Source organism: Chitinophaga sp. G7 BAM 1005, assembly GCF_057126945.1.
This window is the reverse complement of sequence record NZ_CP181478.1, coordinates 4842321-4868903: the sequence shown is the minus strand read 5'-3', so window position 1 is coordinate 4868903 and position 26583 is coordinate 4842321. Positions and strand designations below refer to the sequence as shown.

Below are 26583 nucleotides of genomic sequence, written 5' to 3'. Positions count from 1 at the left end.
AAAATCTCAAAGTATTATGGCAAAACAAATTTTCTTCAATATAGACGCCCGCAACAAGATGAAGAAAGGCGTTGACACCCTGGCTGATGCCGTTAAAGTAACCCTGGGCCCTAAAGGCCGTAACGTAGTGATCGAGAAAAAATTCGGCGCTCCGGGTGTAACTAAAGATGGTGTTACCGTTGCAAAAGAAATTGAACTGGAAGACGCAATCGAAAATATGGGTGCGCAGATGGTGAAAGAAGTGGCTTCCAAAACTGCTGATCTGGCAGGTGATGGTACTACTACTGCTACCGTTCTGGCACAGGCTATCATCGGCGACGGTTTGAAAAACGTAGCTGCCGGTGCTAACCCAATGGATCTGAAACGCGGTATCGACAAAGCTGTAAAAGCAGTTGTTGAAAACCTGAGAAAACAATCCGAAAAAGTTGGTAACGACACACAGAAGATCGAGCAGGTTGCTTCTATCTCTGCCAACAACGACAGCGAAATTGGTAAACTGATTGCCCAGGCAATGCAGAAAGTAACCAAAGACGGTGTTATCACTGTGGAAGAAGCAAAAGGTACCGACACTACTGTTGAAGTAGTAGAAGGTATGCAGTTCGACCGTGGTTACCTGTCTCCTTACTTCATTACCAACAGCGAAAAAATGCAGGCTGAACTGGCTAACCCTTATATCCTGATCTACGATAAGAAGATCAGCACGATGAAGGATATCCTGCACATCCTGGAAAAAGTAGCTCAGCAGGGCGCTCCGCTGGTAATCATCTCCGAAGATCTGGAAGGTGAAGCACTGGCTACCCTGGTGGTAAACAAACTGCGTGGTACGCTGAAAGTTGCTGCTGTTAAAGCTCCTGGCTTTGGCGACAGAAGAAAGGATATGCTGCAGGATATTGCTACCCTCACCGGTGGTATCGTTATCAGCGAAGAACAAGGTTACAAACTGGAAAATGCTGACCTGACTTACCTCGGTAAAGCTGAATCCATCACTATCGATAAAGACAATACTACTGTTGTAGGTGGTAAAGGTGAAAAAGACGCGATCCAGTCCCGCATCGGACAGATCAAAGCGCAGATCGAAGTAACTACTTCTGACTACGACCGCGAAAAATTACAGGAACGCCTGGCTAAATTAAGCGGCGGTGTGGCTGTACTGTACGTTGGCGCTGCTACTGAAGTAGAAATGAAAGAAAAGAAAGATCGCGTAGACGATGCTTTACACGCTACCCGCGCTGCTGTTGAAGAAGGTATCGTTCCTGGTGGTGGTGTGGCTTACATCCGCGCTATCGAAGCCCTGAACACACTGAAAGGCGCTAACAACGACGAACAGACTGGTATCTCCATCGTTAAACGCGCTATCGAAGAACCATTACGTCAGATCACTGCCAATGCAGGTATCGAAGGTTCTATCGTAGTACAGAAAGTGAAAGAAGGTAAAGCTGATTTCGGTTTCAACGCACGTACAGAAGTTTTCGAAAACTTACTGGCTGCCGGTGTTATCGATCCAACTAAAGTTACCCGTATTGCACTGGAAAATGCTGCGTCTATCGCTTCTATGCTGCTGACTACCGAATGTGTAATCGCAGACAAACCGGAACCTAAATCTGCTGCTCCAGCTATGGGTGGTGGTGGCCACGGTATGGGCATGGACTACTAATATTCATGATAATCATAAAAACTCCTGCGGACCTGGTTCTGCAGGAGTTTTTTTATGCGGATCACTTTTCCGCTGTAACTTTATCATAAGATTTCCGTTTAACAACGAGATAGTAAACAGCAGCGGATGAACACAATCGTAAAAATAATTTGCGCAAGCCTGCTTTTAATCCTGGGCGCCTGTTCAAAAAAGAACAGCTCGGATGAGCTCATGATGGACGGGGTAGCGGAAAACGCTATCCAGCGGTACCTGCATGAGCATAATGAAACCGCCACCAGAGATGTTTCCGGGCTTTACTACCGGGTAGATGCCCCGGGAGACAGTACCCATTTCGTGAAAGCAACTTCCATTCCCACCGTTATTTATACCAATTATTTAGTTACGGGTGAAGTAGTAGGCACCTCACTGGGATCCACCGATTTCGATCACAGGATGCTTAAAAACCATATCCCGGGCTGGCAGATAGGGCTGCAGAAAATTTCCCAGGGAGGGAAGATCCGGTTATATATCCCGTCTGCCCTGGCCTATGGCTCCGTGGGGGTTAACGGTATTATTCCGCCTAACGCCATCCTCATTTCTGACCTGGAACTGGTAAGTATCCGGTAGATGTATTATCTTATGCCAATTGTATTTTCACCTTTTAATTATACTAAAACTGAAACCAAACTGTATGAAGAAAGTTTTTCTGTTGGGAGGATTATTCCTGTTAGTGCTTGCCGCCTGTTCAAAAAAAGATGATGCACCTGCCTATGACGCTATCGCACAGTACGATGCTGACTCCGCAAAAATTGTAGCATATATCGCTGCCAATAATATTACCAATGTACAACACGAGCCCCGTGGTCTTTTTTACCAGATTGTAACAAAAGGAAGCAGTGATTCTGTGAATGCTGCTGCCAACGTATGGGTATCCTACAAAGGCCAGTTGCTGGATAAAACGGTTTTTGACAGCAGCGACAGTGCCAGGTTTGACCTTGATAAAGTGATCACCGGATGGACGATCGGTATTCCTAAAATCCGCAAGGGTGGAGAGATCAACCTGATCATTCCTTCCATTTATGCTTACGGTCCCACCGCTTACCCTAAGATTCCGGCGAATTCCGTGTTGGTATTCAACGTGAAACTGAAAGACTTTGTGAATAAATAATTGAAGAAGATATAACATGAAGCGGTACCGGCAGAACCAGTACCGCTTTTGCATTTGTATTATTCCCTTGCTTTCCGTTAATTTTACAGATAAATAAAAAATTAGTGGCACACGAATGTATTTCCGTATTTGACATTTTCAAGATAGGCGTTGGTCCTTCCAGTTCCCATACCTTAGGTCCGTGGCGCGCAGCATTGCGCTTCCTGGATCAGTTGGAGCAGGATGGCAAACTGGCGGCTGTTAGTAAAGTACAGGTATTATTATATGGCTCCCTTGCCAAAACAGGTCATGGGCATGGTACCGATATTGCCGTTCAGCTGGGTCTTTGTGGGGATGATCCGGTAACTTTTGATGTGAACCAGATCAATCCTAAAATGGATGATATCCGCCGTAGCCGCAGGATGAAAATTGCGGGTAAATATGAAATAGATTTTGACCCTGTTGAAGATATTGATTTCCTTTTTGAAGAATCCCTTCCGTTTCACCCCAATGCGCTTACTTTCCTCGTTACCTTATTGGATGGTGAACAGCTGGCTTCCACCTGGTATTCTATCGGTGGCGGTTTTGTGGTGCAGGAAGGAGATGCCGGTGGCAGCGCCCAGCAGGTAGATCTGCCTTTCCCGATAGATACTGCCCGCCAGCTGCTGCAGTGGTGCATTAAAACCGGGTATAGCATTTCTGAGCTGGTGATGGAAAATGAACACGCCTGGCGCCCGGAAGAACAAACCCGGCAAGGGCTGTTGAATATCTGGCGCGTAATGCAGGAATGTACTTTCCGCGGGTGCCATACCGGCGGGGAGTTGCCAGGCGGACTGAAAGTTGGCCGCCGTGCTGCGGCGCTCAACAAAAAATTACTGAAAGGGCGTACCTATACTGATTATGCATCCTGGATTGACGCCATCAGGGCGGGCGGAGCGCATTTCAGCTATACGCTCGACTGGGTAAGCTGTTTTGCGCTGGCCGTAAATGAAGAGAATGCGTCGTTCGGAAGAGTGGTAACGGCGCCTACAAATGGCGCTGCAGGCGTAATTCCGGCAGTTTTGCAATATTTCATCGCTTTCTGCGATGGTTTTCATGAAGAAAAGATCCAGCAATTCCTGCTCACGGCTTCTGAAATAGGCAGCATCTTTAAAAAGCGCTCCACCATTTCCGCAGCAATGGGCGGTTGCCAGGCAGAGATAGGCGTATCTTCCGCGATGGCGGCGGCTGCCCTCACCGAGTGCCTGGGAGGTTCCCAGCGCCAGGTACTGATGGCGGCGGAAATAGCGATGGAACACCACCTGGGCCTCACCTGCGATCCTATCGGCGGACTGGTGCAGATCCCCTGCATTGAGCGGAATACAATGGGCGCCATTAAGGCGATCACCGCATCGCAACTGGCGCTGCAAAGCAATCCTGAACTGGCAAAGGTTTCCCTTGACGCTGTGGTAAAAACCATGTGGGAAACAGCGCAGGATATGAACTCAAAATATAAGGAAACTTCCGATGGAGGACTGGCAGTGAATATTCCTATCAGCCTGCCGGAATGTTAAAAGATATCCAATAACGAATTACAGATTTAAAAGCAGATTACGGCGAATATCGGTTATAATATAAGGAAAGAACCATATTTTCGTTTATACGTTATCATCATCTGCTTAGATCCGTAATTCGTTATTTTTTATGCGTGTTATCCTGGCCATTACTCTTCTTTCTTTTTCCTTTTCTTTATCGGCGCAACAATTCGGAGGTAATCCGCCTTCGCTGAAATGGCAACAGATCAACACGGATACGGTGCAGGTGATTTTTCCTCACGGTATGACCGCGCAGGGAGAGCGGGTCGCCAACCTGGTTCACTATCTTAACCGCTATACCCGGTCTTCTATTGGTGGTCTTGAAAAAAAAGTAAGTATTGTATTGCAGAATCAAACGCTGCAATCCAATGGATATGTACAACTCGGCCCCTTCCGCTCTGAATTTTACCTGACGCCGCCTCCTAATTCGCTGGACCTGGGCTCTCTTAACTGGGTAGACCAGCTGGCCGTGCATGAGTACCGGCACGTATTGCAGAATATGAACTTCCGGCAGGGAGTATCCAAAGTGTTTTCTATCCTCGGCGGGCAGCTCGGACAAGCGGCGGTCACTAATATAGCGGTACCCAACTGGTTTTGGGAAGGTGATGCAGTGGTGATGGAAACCGCGTTAACACCGCAGGGGCGCGGCCGGCTCCCGGGTTTCTTTGATGGCTTCCGCGGCCTTTCCCTGGCAGGTAAACATTACGCCTATATGAAAATCCGCAATGGCTCGTATGTTGATTATGTACCGGATCATTATCCGTTGGGATATATGATGACTACTTACGGGCGGGAACACTACGGACAAACATTCTGGAAAGATGTTACCAGTGACGCGGTTCGTTTCCGTGGCGTGTTTTACCCATTGTCACACAGTCTGAAGAAGAGAACAGGGATGAATGTAACCGGCTTTTATGATGCGGTGCTGAAGGAATACCAGCCGCTGTGGAATAACTATGCTGCCCGGCCCGACACTACACCGGCGGAGCCTTTGCAGCCGGTAGCCAAACCGGTAACCAACTACAACTACGTATACAGTGCGGGTAATAATGAATGGGTGATATTAAAAAATGCCTGGAATAAAGTGCCCGGTATTTACCGGTTAAATGCTTCCGGTGAAGAGCATTTGCTGGTACGCCCCGGCATGGTATACGATGATTTTTTCAGTTACCGCAATGGCCGTGTGGTATGGGCTTCCGCCCGTTTCGACACGCGGTGGGGCTGGAAAAATTTTTCCGTGATCCGGGTATGGGATAACGCTACCGGGCGTACGAAAACTGTTTCCCCGAAGGGGAAATTCTTCTCCCCGGATATCAGTGAAAATGGTGAGCGGGTAATAGCAGTGGCTACCACTACGGAAATGAAATACAGCCTGCAGTTGATCAACACACGCACAGCGGCCGTGGAAAAGCAGTTGCCCAATCCGGAAAACTGGTATTATACTTATCCCCGTTTTGCTGCCGGAGAGCAGGCCGTGATCAGTGCGGTAAGAAATAATAAGGGAGAGATGGCGCTGGTACAGCAATCGCTCGCTACAGGCGAAAGCACGATGCTCACGCCTTTCAGTTATACCGTGTTGGGAATACCGGTAGTGAACGGAGATACAGTTTATTTCACCAGCGGCCTGAAAGATGTAAACAACGTATATGCGATTACGTTGGCCGATAAAAAAACGTATGAAGTTACCGACAGGGGAAACAGTGCGTTGCATATGGCGGTAGATCCGGCGGGCGACAGTCTTGTTTTCAGTGAATTTACCGTAAAGGGATATAAGCTGTATCATGCTGCATTGAACAAGGCTGCATGGGAGCCTGCCGATGTGAGTAAAGACGGGCGCAGCGCCTGGCTGCAGCCTCATTTCAAAGAAGGCGGCAACATCCTGGAGCTGGCGCATGATTCCCTGCCGGTGAAGAAATATCCGCAGTTTACCCGTCCGTTTAACTTCCACAGCTGGGTGCCATCTTTTAATGATCCGGATTATAGTATTTCACTGATCGGGGAAAATATATTGAGTACTACGTCTACCAGTATCGGCTATACGTACAACAGGAATGAAGGTAGTTCCGACATCGCGGCAGGCTTTACTTTCGGGGGATGGTTCCCGGTGCTATCTGTAGGAGCCGACTATACCATTAACCGTAACGGGCTGGATCAGAACCGGCAGCGGGTGTACTGGAATGAGGCCACTGCGCATGTGGGCGTCAGTATACCGCTGAACCTGTCGGCAGGGCTTTACAGCCGTAGTTTATCTTTCGGTAGTAATTACAATATCCGTCACCGTTACCTGGACAGTAAGTATAAAGGAAATGATCTGCAGTTCCTGACTAACACCATCATCTTTAATAACCAGCGGATCAAAGCGGTACAAAATATTTACACGCATTTCGGGCAATATGTGGCGGTACAGTATAACAGCTCTGTAACCGGCTTATATGCGGAGCAGCTGTATGCGCGGCTGGATCAGTATTTACCGGGGTTATGGCAAAATCATAACCTGGTGTTGCAGGGAGCTTATCAGCAGCGTGATAATGCGTTCAATTATACTTTCACGGATAATTTCGTATATGCGAGAGGGTATAATACGCCGTTGTATACAAGTATTTATAAGCTGGGCGCCAACTATCATTTACCGTTGGCGTATCCCGACTGGGGCTTTGCGCAGATCCTGTATTTTAACCGTATCCGGGCTAATTTGTTCTACGATTACAGTATGGCTAATTTCTCCCGCAACAATGTGGATATCAACAGCCGTTATACTTCTGCCGGTACGGAGTTATTTTTTGATACGCGCATAGGTAACGCGCTGCCTTTTACGTTTGGCGTGCGTTTCAGTCATTTGTTTGACCAGGACCCGGTAGACAATGCACAGAACCGGGTTGATTTTATTGTACCGATCCAGCAGTTGTTTAATTATTAGGGAGATGGATTACTTGACGTTGATCCGGAGGGCAGGGGCTTTGTAGAATTTTTCTTCTGCATATTTGATGATGATTTCGTCGAAGTACAATACATCACCGGTTTGCAGGGTTTCCTTCAGGTTTTTGCTCCAGGCAGCGGGGAGGGCAGCTGCTTTGAAATTATCTCCTGTGAAATCTTTGTATATAGCGGGTTGCCCGGTAGTATCGTTAAGATAGGGCTCATGTTTTTCATAAGTAAAAGCAAAGGAGAGCACCGGGTATTTAATATTCTTTTCGTCCCGCACGATCAATGCGGAGTCCAGTAATTTGATGACTTCACTTTTCGGTAGCGTATCGCTCAGGTAGATGCCCCAGCTGCTGCGGAGTTTCATGGGTCTTTTGCTGGTTACGGCAGTAGCCGGTTTTTTTGCGGATTGCGCAATGACCGGTGTAACAGCAGTGGCTAATAAGAAACTGAGTAACAGATGTTTTTGCATGATAGTACCGGGATATAAAAAAATCGCCCGGTATAGTAACGACCGGGCGATCCTAAAAATTATAAGGACTTTAAACTTTCCTCGATGACAGCAATCTTTGCTTCGGCATCAGCTTTCTTCTGACGTTCTGCGTCTACGGCTTCTGCTTTTGCGTTCTGTACGAAGCGCTCATTGCTGAGTTTCTTTTCTACAGACACCAGGAATCCTTTCAGGTATTCGAGGTCTTTTGTGAGTGCTGCTTTTTGTGCGGTGGTATCCAGTACGGTTTCTGTACCCAGGTAAAATTTATCCTTCTGGATCACGAGGGTAATGCAACCAGGCACGGGTTCCTGTACATAGTGAATCGCTTTTGCATTCACCTGTTTGGCGAGCATGCCTTCAATTTGTTTGAATGCATTATCGTGTTTGGTTTCTATGTGCAGTACGATCGGATCTTTTGGTTTTATCTGGTGTTTATTACGTGCATCGCGGATGCTGCTGATCACTTCTTTCGCCAGCACACCTTCCAGCAGGGTGGCGTGTACCGGCGCCTGCGGTGTGGTAAACTGTTTCATCATCAGGGAATCATCTTCTGCACGTGCGGTGAGTTGCTGGTATATTTCTTCGGTAATAAAAGGCATATACGGGTGCAGCAGCTGCATCAGTTGTTCAAAGAAGTAAACTGTTTTGCGGTAGATGGAAGCAGGGATTGGTTGTTCAAAACCTGGTTTTGCCCATTCGAGGTACCAGCTGCAGAAATCGTCCCATACCAGGCTGTAGATGGCTTTGAGCCCTTCGCTGAGGCGGAAGTCTTTATGCAGGGAAGCTACTTCGAGTTGTACTTCGTTCAACCTGCTTTCAAACCATTTCACGGCGAAGTTATCTGTGGCGGCGTTGGCAGTGCTGTCATCTTCCTGGCGTTGTTCCCACATTTTCACCAGTTTGAGGGCATTCCATATTTTATTACAGAAGTTACGGCCCTGTTCACAGCTGGAGTCATCGTACAGAAGGTCGTTACCTGCCGGTGAGGAGATCATGATACCAAAGCGTACGGCATCGGCGCCGTAGGCGTGGATGAGTTCCAGCAGGTCGGGGGAGTTGCCCAGTTGCTTACTCATTTTACGGCCTTGCTTGTCGCGTACCATTCCGGTGAAATATACGTCGCTGAAGGGTTTCACTTCTTTGAATTCCAGTCCGGCCATGATCATACGGGCTACCCAGAAGAAAATGATATCCTGTCCGGTTACCAGTACTGAAGTAGGGTAATAGTAGTTGATATCTTCATTATTGGGTTGGGAGATGCCATTGAATACTTCCATTGGCCACAGCCAGGAGCTGAACCAGGTATCCAGGCAATCCTGGTCCTGTGTGAGTTCGGCTGCGGTAACGGTGATGCTGCGGGCGGCAAACTGCTGTACTGCTTCAGCGGCGGTTGCGGCTACTTCAAAGGAGCCGTCCGGTGCGTACCAGGCAGGGATTTGCTGTCCCCACCAGAGTTGGCGGGAGATGCACCAGTCCTTTACATTTTCCATCCAGTATTTGTAGGTAGCCAGGAAGCGGTCGCCGGGATGGATTTTTACATCGCCGTTCACTACTGCGTCCAGGGCGGGTTTGGCCATTTCAGCCATTTTTACAAACCACTGGGTGGAGATGCGTGGTTCCACTACCGTGTCGGGGTTACGCTGACTGTAACCGAGGCGGGTAGTATATTCCTGTTCTTTTACGAGCAGCCCTTCTGCTGCGAGGGCGGCTACTACTTTTTTGCGGGCAATGAAGCGGTCTTCCCCTACGAAAACAACAGCGGCGGCGCTGAGTGTGCCATCGTCGTTGAGGGTATCAACAATTTCCAGGTTATGTTTCAGGCCCAGGTTATAGTCGTTGATATCGTGTGCGGGTGTTACTTTCAGGGCGCCGGTACCGAATTCTTTATCTACGTAGGTATCAAATATTACCGGAACGCGGCGGTTTACCAGCGGTACGGTAGCAAAGTGACCTTTCAGGTGGGTGTATCTTTCATCTTCCGGGTTTACGCAGATGGCGGTATCGCCCATGATGGTTTCCGGGCGCTGTGTGGCGATGGTGATATATTCGCCGGTTGGAGTGCCGTTGGCGTCCGTGATGGCGTATTTCACATGATAGAGCTTACCCTGGAGGTCTTTATATTCTACTTCCTCGTCGCTCAAAGCTGTTTTGGCTTTGGGGTCCCAGTTGATCATGCGTGCGCCGCGATAGATCACTCCTTTCTTATAGAGGTCTATGAAAACGGTGATCACTGCTTTATAGTAGTGATCGTCCATTGTAAAGGTTACACGGTCCCAGTCGCAGCTGCAGCCAAGTTTTTTTATCTGGTGGTAGATGATATCTCCGTATTTATCTTTCCATTCGAAGGCATATTTGAGAAATTCTTCGCGGGTGAGCTGGGATTTTTCGATGCCTTTCTCCTGTTTGAGCATATTTACCACTTTTGCTTCCGTGGCAATGGAGGCGTGGTCGGAGCCTGGAACCCAGCAGGCGTTGAAGCCGCTCATACGAGCCCGGCGTACCAGGATATCCTGTACGGTTTCATTGAGGGTATGGCCAAGATGGAGGACCCCGGTGACGTTTGGAGGAGGGATGACGACAGTAAAGGGTTGGCGGCCATCTGGTTTAGAGCGGAAGTAGCCTTTATCCATCCATTGTTGGTACCATTTTTCTTCAACCGTTGCAGGCAGGTAATTTTTCGAAAGTTCCATGCTATTCATAATATAAGGTTGCAAAAATAACGGAGATTAAGGAGAGATGGAAATTTAAAGGGCAGGAATAGTTGCCCTTTGCATTATGCCATCTCTGCGATGACTTCGCAGGTTTGTGCAATCATTTCCAGTGTAACATCGAGGTGGGTGACTATTCTAACCTGTGTTGGGGAGATGGGCATTACGAGGATTCCCTGTTTTTTGAGATAATCGGCGAAGAGCTGCGGCGTCCAGTCGCCTGTTACTTCAAAGATGAGGATATTGGTTTCCACGGGGAGCATGTGGCCGGTGAAGGATTTTTCCAGCAGGGCCTGTGCCAGTTGTTTGGCGTGGAGGTGATCTTCTGCCAGCCGGGCGATATTGTTTTCCATTGCGTAGATACCTGTAGCAGCCATGAAGCCGGCTTGCCGGAGGCCGCCGCCGAGTTTTTTACGGATACGCCTGGCGGCCTTGATAAATGTTTCGCTGCCAAGCAGTACAGAGCCCATCGGGCATCCCATTCCTTTATTAAGGCAAACGGAGATGCTGTCGAACAGTTGTCCGTATGTTTTGGGATCCTGGCCGGTGGCTACCAGTGCATTGAACAGGCGGGCGCCGTCGAGGTGCAGAGCGAGGCCGTGTTGTTTGCAGACATCGCCTATTTTCATCATTTCTTCCCAGTCGTAGCAGCATCCGCCGCCGCGGTTGGAGGTATTTTCGAGGCAAACGAGGCTGGTGCGGGCTTTATGCACATCATCGGGGTTGATGGCCGCTTCCACCTGGGTGGCGCGGATCATGCCACGGTCGCCGATGAGGGCATGTACCTGGGCGCCGGAGTTGAAGGCGATGCCGCCTCCTTCATAAATATATACGTGGGCGAGATTACTGCAAACCACTTCATCCCCCGGCAACGTATGTACTTTAATGGCGATCTGGTTACTCATTGTGCCGGAAGGGCAGTACAAAGCTGCCGGTTTGCCAAAGTATTCTGCCATCATGGCTTCCAGTTTGTTGATGCTGGGATCTTCACCGAAAACGTCATCACCGGTTTCTGCCTGCAGCATAGCCTGTAACATGCCAGGGCCGGGACGTGTAAAAGTGTCGCTTCTAAAGTCAATCATTTTATTGAAAAATTTGCAACGGCTTAACAATTAAATTAGTTAAGATGTTAATTTAAATATGATTCTTTATCAATTGTTAAAATTTGTATAAACCAACGCTGTACAGGGACTAAAGCACTATAAAATTCCGTTATAAAACTGTACTTTGTTATATGGCTGGCAAATATAAGAAGGATTTGGTAGAGTGGTTGGTTAGCACGATCTTTGCAGACTTATTTTGAAACAAAACAATAAAGCGCGGGAAACTTTGTAAGTTAATAATTTTAAAAGTTCCGAACAAAAAATTTCTTTCGCTGTTATTTATTTATAAACCAATACAATTTTTCATATGAGGCAACTTAAAATTGCCACCCAGATCACCAATCGTGATTCGCAGGCGGTAGAAAAGTACCTGCAGGAAATCTCGAAGATCCCTTTGTTAACACCTGAGGAAGAGACCGTTTTGGCGCAACGTATTAAAATGGGCGATCAAAAGGCTCTTGAAAGATTGACTACAGGAAACTTACGTTTCGTTGTTTCTGTTGCGAAGCAGTATCAGCACCAGGGCCTTAGCCTGAGTGATTTGATTAATGAAGGTAATCTCGGCTTGATCAAGGCGGCACAACGTTTCGACGAAACCAAAGGTTTCAAATTTATTTCTTATGCAGTTTGGTGGATTCGCCAATCCATTCTGCAGGCGCTGGCTGAACAGGGTCGTCTTGTTCGTCTTCCGCAAAACAAAATTGGCACCTATAATAAAGCTAACAAAGCTTATATGGCATTTGAACAGGAAAACGAGCGTGAACCTTCTACCGAGGAACTCGCAGAAATCCTGGAGATGTCTGAATCAGAAATTAACAATATCTTCCAGAGCAACACCCGCCACATGTCATTGGATGCACCTGTGCACGAGGCAGAAGACGTAGCAATGGGCGACTTGCTGGAAGGTGGAGATATTACTGATGACGACGTGATGAGAGATTCCCTCCGCGAGGAAATACGCCGGGTATTAAAATCCCTGAGCCCACGCGAAGCTGAAATTGTGAATGCTTATTTTGGTCTGGATGGTGAAAATGGCGCAACAATCGAACAAATCGGTCAGAAATACGATCTGACTAAAGAAAGAATCAGGCAGATTAAAGAACGTGCTATTAAAAGGCTGCAGAAAGCCCGCTATAGCGGCGCCCTGAAATCATACCTGGGATAAAATACCTTTATTCATTGAGTTAACGCTAACGAAAGGATAAATCTACTAATCCTCTTTATTCTATAAGAACACCGGCCTTGTAAATACATGGCCGGTGTTCTTATTTAGTAAACACCCCTTATTTTTGCACTCATGCGTATGCCGCTTTTCTTAATCCTGGTTACACTGCTCTTTGCCGCCTGCGAGAAGGATGTAAGTGTTAACCTGCCACAACAGGAACCACAACTGGTAGTGGAAGGCAGATTTGAAAATGAGTCCTATCCGCTGGTAATTCTCACACACAGCCTTAACTATTTTTCACAGATAGATCCGGCAGTATTAACGAATGCCTTTGTTCACAACGCCACCGTCACCGTTTCAGATGGCAGCAAAACCATGACACTAAAGGAGCGGGTGATAGATACCGGCAATATGAAGTTCTTTGTATATCTGCCAGACCTCACCCAGCCGGCGAACAACTTCACCGGAAATGTGCCAGGCACCTATACGTTACGCATCAACGCTGACAATAAGGCATATGAATCTGTGACAACTATACCGCCGCGCGGAATGAAACTGGACTCCATCTGGTGGACATTAGTAACAGTTGATGACTCCACGAAAGCCCGCTTATGGGTGAAGATTACGGATGCTCCCGCGTTTGGCAACTATGGAAGGTACTTTACAAAGCGAAACAGTGAGCCATACTTACCCGGACTGAATTCTGTGGTAGATGACCAGCTCGTGAACGGCACAACATTTGAAATTCCTGTGGACGCCGGCGTGAATAAAAATCTGAATCCGGATGACAGGCCCGATGAGTTCTTTGAACCGGGGGATACCGTTACCCTGAAGTTTTGTAATATTGACAAAGCAACCTGGGATTTCTGGCGAACACTGGATTTTGCCTACAACAGTAATGGCAATCCATTTTCATCGCCCACAAAGATACTCGGGAATGTACCCGGCGCATTGGGCTACTGGGGCGGCTATACAGTAACCTATAAAACAATTATTATTAGCAGGTAATTATACATACAGCAAACAAAATGGAAAACAAGCAACAAGAGCATGTGCATTTATTGATCATCGGTTCCGGCCCTGCCGGTTATACCGCTGCTATTTATGCTGCAAGAGCCAATCTTAAACCAGTATTATACCAGGGCATTCAGCCCGGCGGACAATTAACCATCACCACTGAAGTTGAAAACTATCCCGGTTACCCGGAAGGCATTCAGGGTCCGGAAATGATGGTGGATTTTGAAAAACAGGCTGCCCGCATGGGCGCTGATATCCGTTATGGTATGGCTACTTCCGTGGATTTCAGTAAACAACCTTATAAAGTAACGATCGACGAAGAGAAGGAAATTACTGCTGATGCGATCATTATCGCAACCGGCGCCTCTGCCAAATGGCTGGGACTTCCTTCCGAGCAACGTTTGAACGGCAGCGGCGTGAGCGCCTGCGCTGTTTGCGACGGATTCTTTTTCCGTGGTAAAGAAGTGGCTATCGTAGGCGCCGGTGATACCGCTGCTGAAGAAGCGCTTTATCTCTCTAAAATGTGCAGCACCGTGCATATGCTGGTGCGCCGCCATGAAATGCGCGCTTCCAAAGTGATGCAGGACCGCGTGCTGAAAACTTCCAATATCATTGTATACTGGAATTCCGAAACAGACGAAGTACTGGGAGATAAAAAAGTAGAAGCCCTGCGTATCCTCAATAACAAAACAGGCGAAAAGAAAGAAATACCGGTAAGCGCGTTCTTCGTAGCTATTGGTCACCAGCCTAACTCCGGTATCTTTAAAGATTACCTGACACTGGACGACCAGGAGTATATTGTTACAGAACCAGGCACCAGCCGTACCAGCGTGGAAGGAGTATTTGCCTGCGGCGACGTACAGGATAAAATTTACCGCCAGGCGGTAACTGCCGCCGGCAGCGGATGTATGGCCGCACTGGATGCAGAAAGATACTTATCAGCGAAAGAACACCACCAATAATAAACAAGGTAATAAGTAATGGATTTACAGGGAGATTATTCCTGTAAATCCGTTATTATCCGTAATTTCCTTTTATGCTTACTATCGCCCTCGAACAGGCTACCTTCTACGCTTACCACGGCTTATACCCGGAAGAAACCATCATCGGTAATCACTTTGTACTGGATGTGACAGTTCGTATACCCGGTACCGTGCCCGTAGATGATTTGTCTGAAACGGTTAACTACCAGGGCATCTATGAAATAGCAAAGGCTGTGATGGCCATTCCGCGCCCTTTACTGGAAGAAGTGGTGTATGAATTAACCGATGCACTCAAGCAGCGGTATCCCGGTATCCAGCACAGTACTGTGACCCTCCGCAAAATGAATCCGCCTATGGGCGCTACTGTCCGTAACTCGCTTGTTTCTTTGGAGAAGGACTACTAAGGCACTATTTTTTGGGATATGTATGATGTTTCCGTAAATTTATAGCTATAAGTTAATCAACAAATTCTTACGCCGTAAAAACCTGTCCTATGTTGAAACGGATCATGGCAGTTTGCTTTTTATTATCAGCGGTACTGTATGTACAGGCCCAGAGTGTCGGTGAAATGGTAGAGGAAGCCAGGCAGCTGGAGAAACAGATGAAGGAAAGCGAAGCATTTGAAAAAGATAAGGAAATCCTCAAAATACAACCTTCTGAACTGGACGCATTGAACCAGGCCAGCCAATTATGTTCCCGCATCGGCAACCGGCAGAAAAGCAAAGACGATAAGATTAGTTATTTCAATCTCGCTAAAAGCTATGCGCAGCAAGCGCTTAAAATAAATCCAAACAGCCCGGAATCCAATTTGTCGATGGCCATTGCAATGGGCCGTATGGCACTGATTTCCGGTGCAAAAGATAAAGTAGCTGCCTCCAAAGAGGTGAAGAAATATGCAGAACTGTCTATCAAATTCAATCCTTCCCTGGCGCAGGGTTATCATGTTTTAGGTAAATGGAACTACGAAGCGTCCAACCTGAATGCCTTTGAAAGAGGCGCGGCCAAAATGCTTTTTGGCGGTTTACCGGATGGTTCGCTTGCCAATGCTATCAGCAACTATGAAAAGTGCCGGCAGCTGGATCCCGCCTTTATCCTCAACTACTACGAACTGGCCCGTGCCTACAAAGCTGACGATCAGCAGGAAAAGGCGATAGAAGTATTAAAGAAAGCGCTGACACTCCGCAACATCACCCAGGATGACGCCAGTATCAAAGCGGATTGTAAGAAAATGCTGGATGATTTGCAATAAAGAAGGATCTATATTTCTTTCCCTTTCCACCTGCCGCTGCGCAGGTACCAGTAACTTATTCCGAAAATAATGATCCAGTAGATAAAATCTGCTCCCCATGCCCAGTGCAACTCACTGCGCATTCTTTCAATCACAATATCGCAATACACCAGGTAGCCGATAACGGCGATTATTTCCGTTACCAGGTTAATTTTGGTGTTACCGGTACCCACTACGCCACTCATTACTACCGCTGCTATCGCCATCAGGATGGTGCTCAGCGTTATGACCCGGATGGAAGGAATAGCCATAGTAATCAGGTCGGTACTGTTGGTGTAGATGTGCAATAACGTATAAGGGAAGAGGTTAACCACCACACACATGGCAATAGCGCATCCTGCGCTGAGTCCCACAATTTTCCGGATGATAGGAAAAACCTGTTCGGGCCGTCCCTGGCCGATGATATTGCTCACCATTGTATTACAGGCAGCTGCCAGCGCCCAGGTGAAGATGCCAAAGAAGCCAAAGATGCTGCGGAGCATATTGGATACGGCGAGTGGCCGTTCGCCCAGGTGCTCAATGAAAATAAAGAATACAAACCACCCGCCGATGCTGAACAGGAACTGTACAATCAGTGGTGCGGATACATTGAGGATATTGCGGACAATGCTCCAGTTGAGCCGCAGATAGCCGAACAGGCTATATTGCAGGTGATAACGCTTCATGAACAGGATGCTGAAAGCGACCCCGCAACCGGTGACCTCGGCAATCACCGAAGCCGTGGCGGCGCCGTTGAGTTCCATAGCCGGGAATCCCAGCTTGCCGAAGATGAGCGTATAGTCGAAGAAGATATTCATCATTTCCTGGAAGAGCGAAGTAACTGCCAGCACTTTGGAATGTCCGCTGCCGATATAAAAAGCGTTGGCCATACTCAGCATCATGAGAAAAGGAAGGCCCCATATACGGATACGGATAAACGAAACGGCTGCAGCAATGATGTGGTTATCGTGCAGGCTTTTGGAAAAGAACCAGGGCGCTGCCAGCAGGGTGAGTAAAATAGCGAGCCCGGAGAAAAAAAGCCCTACCTGTATGCCATTGGAAAACAGCTGCCCGATGCCGGAGAACTGTTGCTGGCCGGCTCTGCGGGCGATGAGTACCTGCATGCCGTTGTTCAGGCCGTACGCGATCATGTACATCACCAGGTAGTAGATCCCGGCGATCCCGTTGGCAGCCAGTTCAAATTCGCCCAGTCGCCCAACGAAAGCGGTATTGGTAATGTGATTGATCTGCGGGATAATGAGTGCCAGGCATATAGGTCCTGCTATTTTGATAATTTGCCGGGTGGTGATTTCCAGTTGCATGAATCTTTAGCTGATTGTAGGTATAGAGACAAAGATATGGCTATCTGCTGATCATCTCCCTTATATAAAACAACAAAACGCCCTCACCAATTAACTAAAAAGAGTATTATTGTAATTCATTTGAAAGGTTACATATGCCCGTGGCTTATAACATCCATCCTGCATTTACAGTAGACGATGAAACCCTGCTGGAAACTGATCTCACTGCCTGTAATTTACTGGTACTGGTAGGAAGCGGAACATTCAGCTATGTAGTGTTTGATCCGGTTGCGAAGAAATTCCTGGCGTTGAAGTCCTATCATTTTACTCCCCGGAAGCTGGCCCTGGCCGATCTGGAGATGATAGAACAGGTGTTTGATACCGATAAGCTGTTGTTTACTGCTTTTAAATCTATTTTGCTGGCTTTTAACACCGGCGGAGGTGTATTGGTACCGCATACGTACTATACGCCTTCTCTGAAGAAGGATTTTCTGCACCTGGGGGCGCCGGAGAAAATACAGGAAGCTATCCTGTCGGATTTACTGCCCGCCTTGCCGATGGTGAATGTTTACAGCGTGGATAAAGACCTGCTTGGTTTTTTACGCAAGGAGTTTTCCACAGACCTGGTGATACATGCCAATTCGGCCCTGTTGCAATCTTACCCGATGGACCTGGATTTCCAGGCAAAGGATGGAGTGGCTTTTGTGGAAGTGGATCAGCACAGGTTTACAATGACCATTTATGCCGGCGGTAAACTTCTGATTCAACAGGAAGGCGATTACCAGACCGGGCTGGATGTGGTGTATAGCCTGGTAAACCTGCTTCGTCAGCTGGAACTGAATGAGCAGCTGGTGAAGGTAAAGCTGGGAGGAGCAGTGGCTACGGATGCCGGCGTATACCAGGAGATGTACAAATTTATACCACACCTGGAATGGATACAACGAATCCCGGGTTTCAGCTACATTACAAAAATGCAGGAAATACCGGGCTATTATTTTCATAACTTATATGCGTTAGCGCTATGCGTATAATCGGAGGAACGAGTGGGGGACGAAAGATACAACCACCTGCAAAAATGCCGCATACCCGGCCTACAACAGATATTGCAAAAGGAGGGTTGTTTAATATCATTGAAAACAACCTGGATATTCCATCTTTAAAAACACTCGATATTTTTGGCGGCACCGGCAGTATCAGCTTCGAGCTGGCTTCCAGGGGCGCAACCGACATGACTGTTGTGGAGAAAGACCCGGCAATGGCTGCTTTTATCAGTAAAACCGCTTTGTCGTTGGGCATTGAAAACCTGAAAACGGTAAAAATGGATGTTTTCAAATACCTGCAGCAATGCACGGAAAAATTTGACTTCATTTTTGCCGATCCGCCATATATGATGGAAACACTGGATCAGTTGCCTGTACTGGTATTTGAAAAAGAGTTGTTGAACCCGGAAGGCTGGCTGGTGGTGGAACATACACAGCATAAGAAGTTCCGGGATTATTCCTGGTACCGTTCTGAAAGGAACTATGGCGCAACCGTGTTCTCCATATTTATTAACCGGGAGGAATTGAAACGCTGACCGTTTATTTATAAATCAATCGCACCCTTATGAGGACTTGTTTATTCCCGGGTACATTTGACCCTATTACGCTGGGACATACAGATGTAATTAACCGTGGACTTGATCTGTTTGACCGCCTGGTGATCGGCATCGGGGTGAACAGCAGTAAAACCCCTATGTTTGCACTGGAAGAGCGGATGAGCTGGATCAGGGAGATCTATAAAGATGATCCGCGGGTGGAAGTGGCTTCTTACTCAGGACTGACCATTGATTTCTGCAAACAGTTAGACGCCCGTTTTATTTTGCGGGGTATCCGTTACGTGAGTGATTTTGAATATGAAAAGGCCATTGCGGATGTGAACCGTACGGTGGCGCCGGGCATTGAAACGATCTTTTTAACGACAGTTCCACAGTACTCCAGTATTGCATCTACCCTGGTGAGGGATATTTATAAATACGGGGGAGATGTGTCGCCTTTCCTGCCGGCGGCAGTGCTGGAAGGCATCAAACGCATGAAGAAATAATTTTATAAAGCAGATAATATGAAAACGATCTGGCACAATACTAAGATATCACTGGACGATTTGAATGAAATGGGAGGCGCTACTATGGCTACTTATTTGGGCATGGAGTTTACGGAAATCGGTCCGGATTATCTTAAAATGATGATGCCGGTAGATCACAGGACTATACAACCCTATGGGTTACTGCATGGCGGCGCATCAGCGGCGCTGGCGGAAACGGTGGGCAGTATGGCATCGGGACTGATTATAGACCCGGAGAAGCAGATCTGTGTGGGTATGGAAATCAATGCTAATCATATAAGGGGTGTAAAAAAAGGCTATGTGCATGCGTGCGCGCGGCCATTGCATATCGGAAGTACCAGCCATGTGTGGGACATCCGCATTACCGACGATCAGCATAAGCTGGTATGTGTAAGCCGGTTAACCGTAGCCATATTGGCTAAAAGATAAAGGGATGCTTAGTTCCGCTTATAGCGGAACTAAGTAATGTTACATTTCTGCGGCTCTGAAAACTTCCCTGATATTTTCGTAGGAGTATTTCAGGTATTTATCCACATTTCCCGGTTTGATCCATTGCAGGTCCTGGATATCTTCTTCTATTTGCGGTACTGTTAATTCGGTGCCGGTGAACAACATCCGGTACCAATAGGTATGTTTTAGTACTTTTTTATTTTTCATGGGGTAGTAGTGAAACGTTTCAGTGATTTTATGTTCCAGTGAAACGTTGTGCAGGCCCGTTTCTTCCGCTACTTCCCGTAAGGCGCAGGTTTCGAGGTCTTCCCCCGGATCCCGTTTCCCTTTTGGCAGATCCCACTTGCCGCGGCGGAACATCATGAGTACTTCACCGGCAGGATTGGTAATCAGTCCACCGGCAGCTACAAGGGTAGTAAAATGAAGCGATACTTTCTTGAAAAGTTGTTTTACATCCGGTGCAATAAACACTGCTGCGTTTTTCTTTCCATCTTCCAGTTTCTGCAGTACATTTTCCATCTTTTTGGTATCCGGGTTATCGTATACTTTGGCGCCGTTAAAGTGGGCCGGGATGGTAGTGGTATCGGCACTCAGCAGGAGTGGGCGCTCGTTGAGATAGATCGTAATATTTGCTTGCATGCCGCAAATGTAATTATGAATTATGAATTACGAATTGAGAATTTGGGGAGATGGAAACGTATTCCTGGCGCTCTCTTTAAATTCGTTTATTGTAATTCGTAAATTGAATAAAATGATAGTACTTTTGGCGGTTGTATGAATAAAGTAAGCGAAAAACAAGTTGCAGAAAAGTTACTGCAGGTGCAGGCCGTGAAGTTAAGCCCTGCACAGCCTTTTACATGGGCTTCCGGCTGGAAATCACCGATCTATTGCGATAACAGGAAGATCTTATCTTTCCCTTATGTGCGCGACTATATTAAATCAGAGTTGTGCAACCTGGTGTTTGAAACCTTCCCGGATGCGGCTGTGATTGCAGGGGTAGCTACCGCTGGTATTCCACATGGGGCGTTGGTAGCGGATCAGCTGAAGCTGCCGTTTATTTATGTAAGATCCAAGCCCAAAGAGCATGGTATGGGGAACCAGATTGAAGGGGTATTGCAACCCGGACAGCCGGTGGTAGTAATTGAAGACCTGATTTCTACCGGCAAAAGCAGCCTGGAAGCAGTGCAGGCGATTCGTGCAGCTGGTGGTGAAGTGATTGGCATGGTATCTATCTTCAACTATGGTTTTGATGTGGCGGTAAAAGCTTTTGAAGCAGCAGGCGTACCATTTTATTCATTGAGCAATTATTCCGCTATGATTGCCCTGGCTGAGGAAAAAGGCATTGTATCTGCAGACGAAATAGCTACGTTGCAGGCATGGAGAAGCGCGCCGGACCAATGGGGCAGGTAACTGAAAATTGTATATCACTTTTTTTGTATATTCGGGTATTAATATTACAACTATGCGTATCCTAAAATTAGTAGTGTTGTTCCTGTTTGCCGGTGCAGGCGTGGCGATGGCACAGCAAAAGCAGAAGGCTGTGGAAACAGCGAAGATCAGCACACCTACTGTGCAGTGTGAGTCGTGCAAAAACCGTATTGAGCGGTATATGTCGCACGAAGAGGGCGTACAGTCCGTGAAAGTGGATTTCAAGAAGCATATTACAACGGTGAAGTACTATACCGACCGTACCAACATTGAGAATGTCAAAACAGGTATTGCCAATGCAGGGTATGATGCGGATAATGTAACTGCCAACCCGGAGTCTTACGCCAAATTACCTACCTGCTGCAAGAAGCCGGAAGATGGTGGTGGTATGGATCCGAAGAAAAAGCATTAATCAGCCCGGTTCAGCCTTTGGTATCCGGCAATGAGCCGGTTTGCTAAAGGCTGAACTGTTTTCTGACGTTGCCTGCGGTATGCGCCGGCTGTACCCGCATTACCTGAAAAAGCTCACACCCTGCCTAAAGCTTACTGTTATTCCGATACCTGCCAACCGCAATCTAAAAACAACGCTGGCTTATTGGATAGCCTCGCAACATCATTTATTAATGGGAAGCCTCCCCGAAGATCTGAACGGATTGAGAAAAGGCTTACAGCTGTCTCCGCTCAGGAGCGTGGATGAACGCGGGCATATTCTGGAAATTATTAACTTATTGAAACGCGGTTAATAAACCGGGCCGGCCGGATTAAAAGAAATTCAAGGCTTGTTTGGTTTCGCATTTTATCGGGAAGGGAAGAAAAATACCCGCCTTACCTACTTTACAATTTCCCGTGGCTTTGATGGTTACCTCTTTATTGGCGAAAGCGCTTAATGCATTTTTGAATACGTTGGCCATGTTTACTTCCAGTTTCACGGGGAAGTAAAAAGTATCTTTTGCCGGGATGGAAATGGTGGTATCCTGGAGGGAATGACCTACCTGGGTGTCATCAAAAAACAGGTCGAAGTTGGCATCTTTTAACTGGAGGCGGTAGTTGTTCGGATTATAATATGCCAGGGTCATCCGTACAATACTTTTGGACATGCCCAGCTCATCCATACTGATACCGGCTACTCTCACAAACTGAATATCCTTGTTTTTTTCGCAGGAGCTTGCTACTCCCCAGATAAGAAAAACAGCGGCTAATAATCGGAACACTTTCATCAGTTGACCAGGTATTTTAATTTCTGTAAACCTACTGCAAAGCTTTTAGTTATCAAAAAATCGGGGGGGAATTGGGAAACTTTTAACGGACCCATTTTTAAAAACGGGGGAGACCGCTTATATAATTAATGCATAAAACACATATAAATAAAAGTTTCTTTTAAAGAAATATGCTATCTTCGTGATCCTTCCTGAGTTCGCTAAAATTGAACAAAAAAGCCACTAATTTCTTTAGTATTTTTGCATTTCGGTATTCATTTGCTGAAAGTGGGGTATGCTAATTTATTTAGCATATGATTAATAATTCTATGAATTGTTTATCATCTACTTAAAGTTAATTGTTAAGTATTTATGTATAAGTGATTGTCAGGTGAAACTAACGGAATTCCAGCACCTGCGCCTAAAATTTTGACATTATGACAGAGAATGTAAAAGGGGAGGTATTATTAATTGAATCTCAATATTTTCCACCAATTGATGCATATAAGACTTTAATAAAGCATGACATATTAAAGATTGAGAAATATGAGCACTACCAAAAGCTCAGTTACAGGAACCGTTGTTACGTTGCCGGGCCAAATGGCCGGATGATTTTAAGTGTGCCTTTGGCAAGAGGAAAGAATCAGCGGACTGTGATGAAGGATGTAAGGATCAGTAATGAGGAGAAATGGCAGGGCTTGCATTGGAAAACGCTGGTGTCTGCTTACAGGCGGTCTCCGTGGTTTGAATATTACGAGGCGGATCTGCAGGGTTTGTTTGAAACGCCCTTTCAATTTTTAATGGATTGGAACCTGGCATGTTTCGAATGGATGAACAGCAAGCTCGGCATTGAGATGCCAATTATTTATACCGAAAGTTATGAAAAGGAAGTGTCCGGTGTAACAGATGCCCGGGAGCGTATACTGCCGGGGCCGGTTACAGCAGGCGAGCCTGGCTATACACAGGTGTTCCAGGAGCGTACCGGCTTCATACCCGGACTAAGTATCCTGGATCTGCTTTTCTGCGAGGGAAAACAGTCCCTGGAAGTACTGAGAAAAGGCTAAATAAAATAGTGAATAATATTATTTAACTTGTTGGCCTGTAATTGTTTGTATATTTGCCCGGGTAATTGTGCTTTTTCCATGAATACCTCCCGAAAAAAATTAAGGTGGCAATCAACAAAATCTTTAGATTTGCAACCTATTTTGCTGGGGTTCGAACTGACGTAGGTGTGTAAACCAGGAGTTTCCCAGTGAGGGAAAAAAGGATTGTTATCCTGTTATTTTTTTCTATTACTAATTCCTAAAATTCATTTGCAGTACTAAATGAACAACACCTACACAGACCTGGTAAAACAGACCTTTGAATTTCCCCAGGAGGGCTTTGAAGTAAAAGATAACTACCTGGAATTTAATGGTTTGGATATAAAGGCATTGATAGACAAATATGGAACGCCCTTTAAACTGACTTTTCTGCCTAAAATCGGGATGCAGATCAACAAGGCGAAGAAAATGTTCCATGACGCCATTAAGAAGAACAGGTACGAAGGTGAGTATTTTTACTGCTACTGTACCAAAAGTTCGCATTTCTCCTTTATCATGGAGGAAACCCTGAAGCATGGGGTACATATTGAAACTTCTTTTGCTTATGATATTGATATCGTCAATAAATTATATGAGCGAAAGAAGATAAATAAGGAAACCTACGTTATTTGTAATGGTTTTAAAACCAAAGCTTATACCAGGGCAATAGCGCGACTGATCAACAGTGGATTTAAAAATGTGCTGCCGATCCTGGATAACAAGGAAGAGCTGGAAGATTATAAACGGAACATCAGGAGTAAGGATAAGGTGAAACTGGGATTGAGGGTAGCTGCAGAAGAGGAGCCGAGTTTCGACTTTTATACTTCCAGGCTGGGTATTCCTCCGCGCGATATCCTTGAATATTATGTAGATAAAATCAAGGGTAATGAGAAGTTTGAGCTGAAAATGCTGCACTTCTTCATGAATAAAGGGATTAAGGATGACATTTATTACTGGAGCCAGTTTAACCGTGTAATAAATCTCTATTGCCAGCTGAAGAAGATCTGCCCCGAACTGGACAGCATCAATATCGGAGGCGGATTCCCGATCAAGCACTCTTTGGGCTTCGATTATGATTACAACTATATCGTAAACGAAATTGTGGCTAACATTAAGAGCATGTGTAAAAAGAATAAGGTACCTGTACCGAATATTTACACAGAGTTTGGTTCTTTTACCGTAGGCGAAAGCGGCGCGGTGATTTATAGTGTGATAGGTGAGAAAATGCAGAATGACAGGGAGTCCTGGTACATGATCGATAGTTCTTTCATTACTACCTTACCTGATACGTGGGGTATTGGAGAGAAGTTCCTGATGTTGCCTATTAACAAATGGGACCAGGAATACCAGGAGGTACATCTCGGTGGACTTACCTGTGACGGCTATGATTTTTATACATCTGAAGAACATATTAACGCTGTATTCCTGCCAAAGCAACAGGCATCCGGGGAGCCGCTGTACATCGGATTTTTCCATACAGGGGCCTACCAGGACCAGCTAAGCGGATACGGAGGCATCAAGCACTGTCTTATTCCTTCACCCAAACATGTGATTGTAGGATACGACAAGAACGGGCAGTTGAAAGATTGGTTATATGCCAAAGAGCAAACCGCCCAGAGTATGCTGAAGATTTTGGGTTATTAAAAAAATGGGTTAGTAATCCTACTGAAAGCCCCCCGATTATTCGGGGGGCTTATTTTTTTTCATTTTTTCTCTCAGTTTGATAAAAAAAGGCTTTCATTTTACTGAAAGCCCTATCATGGCATAGGTTAGATGATATTCATCCGGCATAAGGAAAATAGGAGATGAATATTTGACCTTACAAAGATAGCGTTATCGGCAGGTATCAGTAAGCCCTAAAAGTTGTAATTTTTTCTAATCTGTTTTTAACCCGATTTGATGAAGAATGATGAATTTATTATCATAATGTCCGGAAACGGCGGTAACGGTAATATTTACATATTAGTATAGCAGGAATGATATTAATATGGTGGCATTCTTTTATAACACAGATGTGTAGGTATCATTTTGCCTGAGAATCATTGAGGTAATCAATAGCGGAGCCGCAATGTTTTTCAATTTCACTAAAACAGCTTTCCAGCAACTCTGTTTCTCCTTTCAAAATGGCTGTTTTCCCGGAGGCCGAAAATCCTTTTACCAATAAGAACTGCTTGGTCAGGTGTTGATTGATCAATGATAAATGTTGTTTTTGTTTTTCGGCGGTTCTCATTTGTTCCATAGAAATGAGGTTACGATAGTATTGGCCCAGCACCCTGATGAAGAACAGCAGGTACATGCCTACTATAAACGGATTAGCCTGGTATTGAAAAGCAGGCGAATAACCAGGGGGAACGAATAGGCCCACATTATTGATCTTGATCCAGGCAACGGCTATGAGATAGGAGCAGAGAATCAGGCTCCAGATGAGGGCAGTGAGCAGGTTCACGGTAATATAGCAGACGAGGATGCTCATTACCCATATCAGCACGTATTTGGGGCCGAGGTCCTGGTTGTTTAGCAAGGACGAAAGAATTGGGAGGACCAGGGTGGAGAAGGTGGTAAACAGGCCAACTGTTTTGGCGTTTACACCTTTCTTCAGCAGTAAAAGGCAAACGACCAGATCGAGGATGATCATGGGAATGATGATCATATTCACGATATTCTGGCTGAGCATACTTACAAAGAGGAAACTCAGGAGCAGTATGATATAGAAGAAGGCATAATCAAAGATCAGTTTGATCTTTGCCTGTTCGTATGTATTTTCTGTATGAAGCAGCATGCTGCCTATCACTGCTTTTTCAGTGTTCAGGTAAATGCTTTTTAGGAGTAACCAGCCTTTCGGGAAGAGCTTTGCCATGAGTGCGTGCTTAGAGAAGCAAATTATCGCATAATAAACAATGGCAGATTCAACGTTCGTGTGAATTATACACAAAAAAAGGGACGCCTTTGCAGGCATCCCTTTTTAAACCCTCATGTTACACAGCGGGCCTCCTTTTTACAGGAAGCCCTGC

Annotated in this window: 26 protein-coding genes; 19 read left to right on the top strand and 7 right to left on the bottom strand. The window is 46.2% G+C overall.

Annotated elements, in window-relative coordinates:
- Positions 1-16 precede the first annotated feature (16 nt).
- The 5 genes from groL to ACMXI2_RS19400 all read left to right on the top strand — a co-directional run bounded on the left by groL (position 17) and on the right by ACMXI2_RS19400 (position 7271).
- Positions 17-1654: a chaperonin GroEL gene (gene groL / locus ACMXI2_RS19420; RefSeq protein WP_483777730.1), complete on the top strand. Its 1638-nt coding sequence runs from the start codon at positions 17-19 to the stop codon at positions 1652-1654.
- Positions 1655-1780: 126 nt separating this feature from the next.
- Positions 1781-2260 carry an FKBP-type peptidyl-prolyl cis-trans isomerase gene (locus tag ACMXI2_RS19415; RefSeq protein ID WP_483777729.1) on the top strand — a complete coding sequence of 160 codons (480 nt, stop codon included), beginning with the start codon at positions 1781-1783 and terminating at the stop codon, positions 2258-2260.
- Between the two features lie 64 nt (positions 2261-2324).
- A complete protein-coding gene (locus ACMXI2_RS19410; protein ID WP_483777728.1) occupies positions 2325-2801 on the top strand; it encodes an FKBP-type peptidyl-prolyl cis-trans isomerase in 477 nt (158 codons plus the stop codon).
- A 104-nt stretch (positions 2802-2905) separates the two neighbouring features.
- Positions 2906-4333, top strand: coding sequence for an L-serine ammonia-lyase (locus ACMXI2_RS19405; RefSeq protein WP_483777727.1), 1428 nt, complete (start codon positions 2906-2908; stop codon positions 4331-4333).
- A gap of 130 nt (positions 4334-4463) precedes the next feature.
- On the top strand, positions 4464-7271 hold the full coding sequence (locus ACMXI2_RS19400; RefSeq protein WP_483777726.1) for a hypothetical protein: 2808 nt from the start codon (positions 4464-4466) through the stop codon (positions 7269-7271).
- Positions 7272-7280: 9 nt separating this feature from the next.
- On the opposite strand, the gene ACMXI2_RS19395 is transcribed toward ACMXI2_RS19400, so the two are convergent.
- The 3 genes from ACMXI2_RS19395 to ACMXI2_RS19385 all read right to left on the bottom strand — a co-directional run bounded on the left by ACMXI2_RS19395 (position 7281) and on the right by ACMXI2_RS19385 (position 11559).
- On the bottom strand, positions 7281-7748 hold the full coding sequence (locus tag ACMXI2_RS19395) for a hypothetical protein (protein ID WP_483777725.1): 468 nt from the start codon (positions 7746-7748) through the stop codon (positions 7281-7283).
- 59 nt (positions 7749-7807) lie between these two features.
- A complete protein-coding gene (locus ACMXI2_RS19390; RefSeq protein WP_483777724.1) occupies positions 7808-10459 on the bottom strand; it encodes a valine--tRNA ligase in 2652 nt (883 codons plus the stop codon).
- An 83-nt stretch (positions 10460-10542) separates the two neighbouring features.
- Entirely contained in the window at positions 10543-11559 is a 1017-nt protein-coding gene (locus tag ACMXI2_RS19385) for a threonine aldolase family protein (protein WP_483777723.1), read from the bottom strand.
- A 328-nt stretch (positions 11560-11887) separates the two neighbouring features.
- On the opposite strand from ACMXI2_RS19385, the gene ACMXI2_RS19380 reads away from it, so the two are divergent.
- The 5 genes from ACMXI2_RS19380 to ACMXI2_RS19360 all read left to right on the top strand — a co-directional run bounded on the left by ACMXI2_RS19380 (position 11888) and on the right by ACMXI2_RS19360 (position 15994).
- The gene (locus ACMXI2_RS19380) at positions 11888-12745 is read left to right on the top strand and encodes a sigma-70 family RNA polymerase sigma factor (protein WP_012793808.1); all 858 of its coding nucleotides are present in this window, start codon (positions 11888-11890) and stop codon (positions 12743-12745) included.
- Between the two features lie 138 nt (positions 12746-12883).
- Complete coding sequence (locus ACMXI2_RS19375) at positions 12884-13753, top strand: DUF4249 domain-containing protein (protein WP_483777722.1); 870 nt, start codon at positions 12884-12886, stop codon at positions 13751-13753.
- Between the two features lie 20 nt (positions 13754-13773).
- Entirely contained in the window at positions 13774-14724 is a 951-nt protein-coding gene (trxB, locus tag ACMXI2_RS19370) for a thioredoxin-disulfide reductase (protein ID WP_079473346.1), read from the top strand.
- Between the two features lie 74 nt (positions 14725-14798).
- Positions 14799-15149: a dihydroneopterin aldolase gene (gene folB / locus ACMXI2_RS19365; protein ID WP_483777721.1), complete on the top strand. Its 351-nt coding sequence runs from the start codon at positions 14799-14801 to the stop codon at positions 15147-15149.
- Between the two features lie 89 nt (positions 15150-15238).
- On the top strand, positions 15239-15994 hold the full coding sequence (locus tag ACMXI2_RS19360) for a hypothetical protein (protein WP_483777720.1): 756 nt from the start codon (positions 15239-15241) through the stop codon (positions 15992-15994).
- A gap of 8 nt (positions 15995-16002) precedes the next feature.
- Here ACMXI2_RS19360 and ACMXI2_RS19355 read toward each other — a convergent pair whose 3' ends face one another.
- The gene (locus ACMXI2_RS19355; RefSeq protein WP_483777719.1) at positions 16003-17334 is read right to left on the bottom strand and encodes an MATE family efflux transporter; all 1332 of its coding nucleotides are present in this window, start codon (positions 17332-17334) and stop codon (positions 16003-16005) included.
- 134 nt (positions 17335-17468) lie between these two features.
- Here ACMXI2_RS19355 and ACMXI2_RS19350 point away from each other — a divergent pair, with 134 nt between their 5' ends.
- Genes ACMXI2_RS19350 through ACMXI2_RS19335 form a run of 4 tightly spaced genes read left to right on the top strand, consistent with a single transcriptional unit; the run spans position 17469 to position 19845 of the window.
- On the top strand, positions 17469-18344 hold the full coding sequence (locus tag ACMXI2_RS19350; protein ID WP_483777718.1) for a DUF3822 family protein: 876 nt from the start codon (positions 17469-17471) through the stop codon (positions 18342-18344).
- The gene (locus ACMXI2_RS19345) at positions 18335-18889 is read left to right on the top strand and encodes an RsmD family RNA methyltransferase (protein ID WP_483777717.1); all 555 of its coding nucleotides are present in this window, start codon (positions 18335-18337) and stop codon (positions 18887-18889) included. The genes ACMXI2_RS19350 and ACMXI2_RS19345 overlap by 10 nt, the downstream gene beginning before the upstream one ends.
- A 29-nt stretch (positions 18890-18918) precedes the next feature.
- Positions 18919-19395 carry a pantetheine-phosphate adenylyltransferase gene (gene coaD / locus ACMXI2_RS19340; RefSeq protein ID WP_483777716.1) on the top strand — a complete coding sequence of 159 codons (477 nt, stop codon included), beginning with the start codon at positions 18919-18921 and terminating at the stop codon, positions 19393-19395.
- Between the two features lie 18 nt (positions 19396-19413).
- Positions 19414-19845, top strand: a complete 432-nt coding sequence (locus ACMXI2_RS19335; RefSeq protein ID WP_483777715.1) for a hotdog fold thioesterase — start codon at positions 19414-19416, stop codon at positions 19843-19845.
- 39 nt (positions 19846-19884) lie between these two features.
- On the opposite strand, the gene ACMXI2_RS19330 is transcribed toward ACMXI2_RS19335, so the two are convergent.
- Complete coding sequence (locus ACMXI2_RS19330; protein WP_483777714.1) at positions 19885-20505, bottom strand: NUDIX hydrolase; 621 nt, start codon at positions 20503-20505, stop codon at positions 19885-19887.
- Positions 20506-20640: 135 nt separating this feature from the next.
- Between ACMXI2_RS19330 and pyrE the strand changes: the two genes are divergently transcribed.
- Genes pyrE through ACMXI2_RS19315 form a run of 3 tightly spaced genes read left to right on the top strand, consistent with a single transcriptional unit; the run spans position 20641 to position 22037 of the window.
- Positions 20641-21276 carry an orotate phosphoribosyltransferase gene (gene pyrE, locus ACMXI2_RS19325; protein WP_483777713.1) on the top strand — a complete coding sequence of 212 codons (636 nt, stop codon included), beginning with the start codon at positions 20641-20643 and terminating at the stop codon, positions 21274-21276.
- A 52-nt stretch (positions 21277-21328) separates the two neighbouring features.
- Positions 21329-21706, top strand: coding sequence for a heavy-metal-associated domain-containing protein (locus tag ACMXI2_RS19320; RefSeq protein WP_483777712.1), 378 nt, complete (start codon positions 21329-21331; stop codon positions 21704-21706).
- A 40-nt stretch (positions 21707-21746) separates the two neighbouring features.
- The gene (locus tag ACMXI2_RS19315) at positions 21747-22037 is read left to right on the top strand and encodes a hypothetical protein (RefSeq protein ID WP_483777711.1); all 291 of its coding nucleotides are present in this window, start codon (positions 21747-21749) and stop codon (positions 22035-22037) included.
- A gap of 18 nt (positions 22038-22055) precedes the next feature.
- Here the strand turns inward: ACMXI2_RS19315 and ACMXI2_RS19310 are convergent, their stop codons facing one another.
- Positions 22056-22511: an LEA/WHy family protein gene (locus tag ACMXI2_RS19310; RefSeq protein ID WP_483777710.1), complete on the bottom strand. Its 456-nt coding sequence runs from the start codon at positions 22509-22511 to the stop codon at positions 22056-22058.
- Between the two features lie 416 nt (positions 22512-22927).
- On the opposite strand from ACMXI2_RS19310, the gene ACMXI2_RS19305 reads away from it, so the two are divergent.
- Both ACMXI2_RS19305 and ACMXI2_RS19300 read left to right on the top strand, forming a co-directional pair.
- Complete coding sequence (locus tag ACMXI2_RS19305; RefSeq protein ID WP_483777709.1) at positions 22928-23554, top strand: WbqC family protein; 627 nt, start codon at positions 22928-22930, stop codon at positions 23552-23554.
- A gap of 261 nt (positions 23555-23815) precedes the next feature.
- Complete coding sequence (locus ACMXI2_RS19300; RefSeq protein ID WP_370907932.1) at positions 23816-25216, top strand: type III PLP-dependent enzyme domain-containing protein; 1401 nt, start codon at positions 23816-23818, stop codon at positions 25214-25216.
- Positions 25217-25595: 379 nt separating this feature from the next.
- Here the strand turns inward: ACMXI2_RS19300 and ACMXI2_RS19295 are convergent, their stop codons facing one another.
- Entirely contained in the window at positions 25596-26429 is an 834-nt protein-coding gene (locus tag ACMXI2_RS19295; protein WP_483777708.1) for a hypothetical protein, read from the bottom strand.
- Between the last annotated feature and the right edge of the window lie 154 nt (positions 26430-26583).